Source organism: Microvirga soli (assembly GCF_016734765.1).
Lineage (GTDB): Bacteria > Pseudomonadota > Alphaproteobacteria > Rhizobiales > Beijerinckiaceae > Microvirga > Microvirga soli.
In genome coordinates this window covers 1-3,677 of record NZ_JAERQE010000119.1, presented here as the reverse complement: position 1 = coordinate 3,677, position 3,677 = coordinate 1, and the positions used below count along the sequence as shown (strand labels likewise).

The window sequence follows — 3,677 nt, the reverse complement described above, 5'->3', positions numbered from 1 at the left end:
CGATCATGTACAAGCGTCAGCGTTTGTGCAGTCATTCGTGCCCCCTGTTCAGCCTTCCGAGTTAATCAAAAGTAAACAATGGGCAGGAACTCTGTCTGTCTGAATCCCGACACTAATCTGGTTAGAAGAATACTCCTAAACGCGGCATGCTGTCACGTTTCGGTGATCACGCAGAGGAAAGCGGGTTGGCTTACGAACAGCGAGCATTAGCCGAGCAACTCTGGGGCCGAAGACAGAAGGAGAGGCTCACTTCAAGGCTCGTAAAGCCCTCTTTCGTCCCTTCTAAGTTTCATTTGATGCAGCGGAGGGCCTCATCGCATGAAAAGCGCCCGCAGACGGCGCTTGAGGTTCCGTCCCGTAGGAGGCGACGGAGCCGGTGCATTCACGAAAGGGGTGGATCAGCCTGCTGCCTGAAGATCACCCGCCAGAGGGGGTACAAGGCGCTTCTCAAGTTCGGCAATCAGCGCCACGTAAGGCTGACGCCGCTCGCGGTGCCGCCGCCTCAGGTTATCTATGATCTGTCTCTTGAGCGCAGGATCAGTCCTGCCGCGCTCAATCCGCTGCATCTCATGCTGATGCTCGAAGTCAAGGTTGGACAGGGTCCGTGACGTGCTCTGCAACAAAGTATGCAGATCGAAGGTTTGTCCTGTACCGATGATCAGGCGGTTGAGTACAGAAGAGACATGCTGGTGGTTCTGCATTGCGATACCCAATGGATCGGGCTGAGCCGCACCCTTGTTCAGGTGCTTAAGCTCAGCCCATGCCAATTCTCAAGAAACGGTTCATCCCTAAACAGTCCTGCCTCAGCATATCTCAGTCATGGCGCGGCTCTCACCGCCCCTGCATGATAACTCAGGTAGGTGTCAGCCCGTGCAGCCATGATGTTTGCTGAGGACGCGCTGGGAAATACTGAACAATGCACCATGCGTCTGTCTGAAAGCCGACAAACGAATAACTCTTTCGGATATGTCAGCTTGCCGCAGCAGGATGATTTCCTGCTCTGACGATGATTGTACAATAGAGCTTTGCTGGAGGCGTCTGTGCGTGATTGTAGGAGAAAGCCATGCGTATCCACGCCATTGTTGCCGCTACTTGCCTGTGCCTCTCGGCTCCTGCCACGGCACAGGACAAGGCCACCATTCAGAGCCTGAGTGACAAGTTTGCCCAAGCCTTCAATGCGGGCGACGCGGCAGGAGCTGCTGCCCTGTACACCGAGGATGCCGTCATCCTGCCGCCTGGAGCCGAGATGATGAAGGGCAGGAGCGCCATTCAGGTGTTCTGGAAGGGTGCTGCGGAGCAGCTTGGCAATGGCAAGCTGACGACCGTTGAGGTGAAGCCGCTTGGCGACGACAGAGCCCTTGAGATAGGCACCTTCTCTTTCCAGACAAAAGCATCACAGCCGCAGGAGATCACGGGCAAGTATGTGGTGGTCTGGGAGAAAGTTGGAAGCGATTGGAAGCTCGCCACCGATATCTGGAATACGAACAATTAGCACGGACGGTACTGTCAAGTTGACGTAAGCAGCGGAAGTTGCCGCTGGGACAGCCGCCAAGCCGCTCCACGTCAGCCTATTAAGGCAGCAACGGTGCCCTTCGCGCCACCGTAGCAAAGGCGCGATCCCGTGCAGCCCGATACTCACTGGCAGACAGACGATGACGGCAGAGTTGGAAGTGGTTGTGGATCGGTGTGTGAGTGGCGAGGAACTGCTGCGCATGCTCGGCTGACTTGAACCGCCTCATGTGGCGTTCCCGTCGTCGGGTGGGTTGGTGCGATACTTCACAGCGGTTGTTGAGATATCGACTCTGCCGATGTTCAACGCTTGGCAGGATCTCGCGTTTGGCGGCGCCGTAGGATCCGAGTTTATCAGTAACGAGGACTCTGGGCGTGTAGCACAAACCCTTCAGTAGCTTGCGAAAGAAGCGCTTGGCGGCCTTCGTGTTGCGGCAGCTCTGAACCAAGACGTCAAGCACGTTGCCGTGCTTATCGACCGCTCGCCAGAGGTAGTGCAGTTTGCCTCGGATGCGGACGAACACCTCGTCCAGAAACCATTTGTCACCGGGTTTCGGCCTCCGCCCCTTGAGCGTCTTGGCGTAGGTCCGTCCGAACCGCAGGCTCCACTCGCAGATCGTTTCGTAGCTGACCACGATGCCTCGCGCCGCGAGGATCAGCTCAACGTCACGTAGGCTGAGGCTGAAGCAGTGATACAACCAGACCGCCTGGTTGATGATCTCGGCGGGAAAGCGGAAGCCTCGGTACGGGTTGGATGTCGAGCTCATGCCCGGAATCCTGCCACAGACCGCAACTCTGTCCAACCTGGCAGTACCGTTTGGACTGGATCAGCAGAACGCCTGTAGTGAACCAGCCAGGGATCGGTAAAGGCACAAGACACCCAACCCAGACCAAAAAGCCTGAGGATTGACGATGGCATGAACGCTCAGAAAGTCCAGACACTATGCAACAGAGCATTGCCGCCCGCTCAATCGCCCGACTTCTAGGGGCCGCCTAAGCCGACGCCGTACGACGTCAGTGTGGCGCGGCTGAAAAGACCATTTGGATGGGCGCAATTGTACCAGCCCGAACCGCGGTGATCATGTTAGCCACCTTCTCCTTGACGGTGGGGCCCATCAGATTGTGCAGTCCCAACGGCGCCGGCCCGCTGCTTGCAGCCTGCGCCTGGAGGCGCGCGAAGAAGTCGAGCGCGACTTCCCGCCGGTTTTCCTCAGCCTGAAGAGCGAAGCCAGCCTCTGTGGCCACATTGCGATAAGTCTCCGGCGTCTCGAGCGCCGACAGGTCCGGCGTTTCCGCCCAAGGCACCGGGAAGCTGAGATCGCCGTCACCCGTACGCATGACCTCGTAGACCGCGAAAGTTCCCCCATCACGGAGCACGCGGCGTGCTTCGCGAAGAAGCGCTGCCTTGTCGGGCACATTCATGCCGACGTGCAAGAGGAGCGCAAGATCGAAGCTCCCCTCGCCGAGTGGCAGCGCGACCGCACTCCCAACCTCGAAGCGCACGCGACCCGCCATCCCGCACATGGCGGAGAGCGCGCGAGCCGTTTCGACAAAATGTGGCGTCAAGTCTACGCCAGTCATATGGCAGCCGTATCGCGTCGCGATCATCCGGGCCGGACCACCAATGCCCGAGCCAATGTCGAGCACCTCCATATCAGGCCGGATGGAGAGCTTTTCCAGAAGCGCAGATGTCGCCTCTGCGCCGCCGATGTGGAATTCATCCACTGGCTTCAGGACGTCGGGTGAAACTCTGTCAGGGTCGTGCCCCATCTCCGCGAGCCCGGCGCGGATACGAGAAAGGACATCGTAGGACGCGTAATGCCTGGAGACGCCACTTTCAATGTCACGCACGGCTCGTCTCCTTCAATGGTACTGAGACAGGATGACAGATCGGACCCGCTGGCGTGCAGAATGGCATCTTTCCGCCTACTTTTGAAGCTGAACTGGCGCCCTGATCAGTGAGAGCCGATGTATCTGCGGCCGGAGCCACGCCGTATCGCGCCTCAAGGGCTGGAACATTCCCAGGCTCCGTCGCAAACCCATTAGTAACTCAGTTCGCCCTACGCCTCCGGCAAGCTTCGGAGGTGCTAGATGTTCAAGGGCAGGCATTTTGATCGCTCGGTGATCCTGCTCTGCGTGCGGTGGTATCTCGCCTACAATCTCAGCCT

General features: G+C 58.3%; 4 protein-coding genes and 1 pseudogene. 2 read left to right on the top strand and 3 right to left on the bottom strand.

Annotated elements, in window-relative coordinates; all coding sequences use genetic code 11:
- Positions 1-398: 398 nt before the first annotated feature.
- Positions 399-701: a hypothetical protein gene (locus JKL45_RS29360; RefSeq protein WP_201865288.1), complete on the bottom strand. Its 303-nt coding sequence runs from the start codon at positions 699-701 to the stop codon at positions 399-401.
- A gap of 362 nt (positions 702-1,063) precedes the next feature.
- On the opposite strand from JKL45_RS29360, the gene JKL45_RS29355 reads away from it, so the two are divergent.
- Positions 1,064-1,492, top strand: a complete 429-nt coding sequence (locus JKL45_RS29355; RefSeq protein ID WP_201865287.1) for a YybH family protein — start codon at positions 1,064-1,066, stop codon at positions 1,490-1,492.
- Positions 1,493-1,571: 79 nt separating this feature from the next.
- Here JKL45_RS29355 and JKL45_RS29350 read toward each other — a convergent pair whose 3' ends face one another.
- Entirely contained in the window at positions 1,572-2,276 is a 705-nt protein-coding gene (locus JKL45_RS29350; protein ID WP_201865286.1) for an IS6 family transposase, read from the bottom strand.
- Between the two features lie 247 nt (positions 2,277-2,523).
- Positions 2,524-3,360 (bottom strand): class I SAM-dependent methyltransferase, encoded by an 837-nt coding sequence (locus JKL45_RS29345; protein ID WP_201865285.1) that lies wholly within the window; start codon positions 3,358-3,360, stop codon positions 2,524-2,526.
- Positions 3,361-3,600: 240 nt separating this feature from the next.
- On the opposite strand from JKL45_RS29345, the pseudogene JKL45_RS29340 reads away from it, so the two are divergent.
- Positions 3,601-3,677 (top strand): annotated as a pseudogene (locus tag JKL45_RS29340) (IS6 family transposase); the annotation flags it as partial.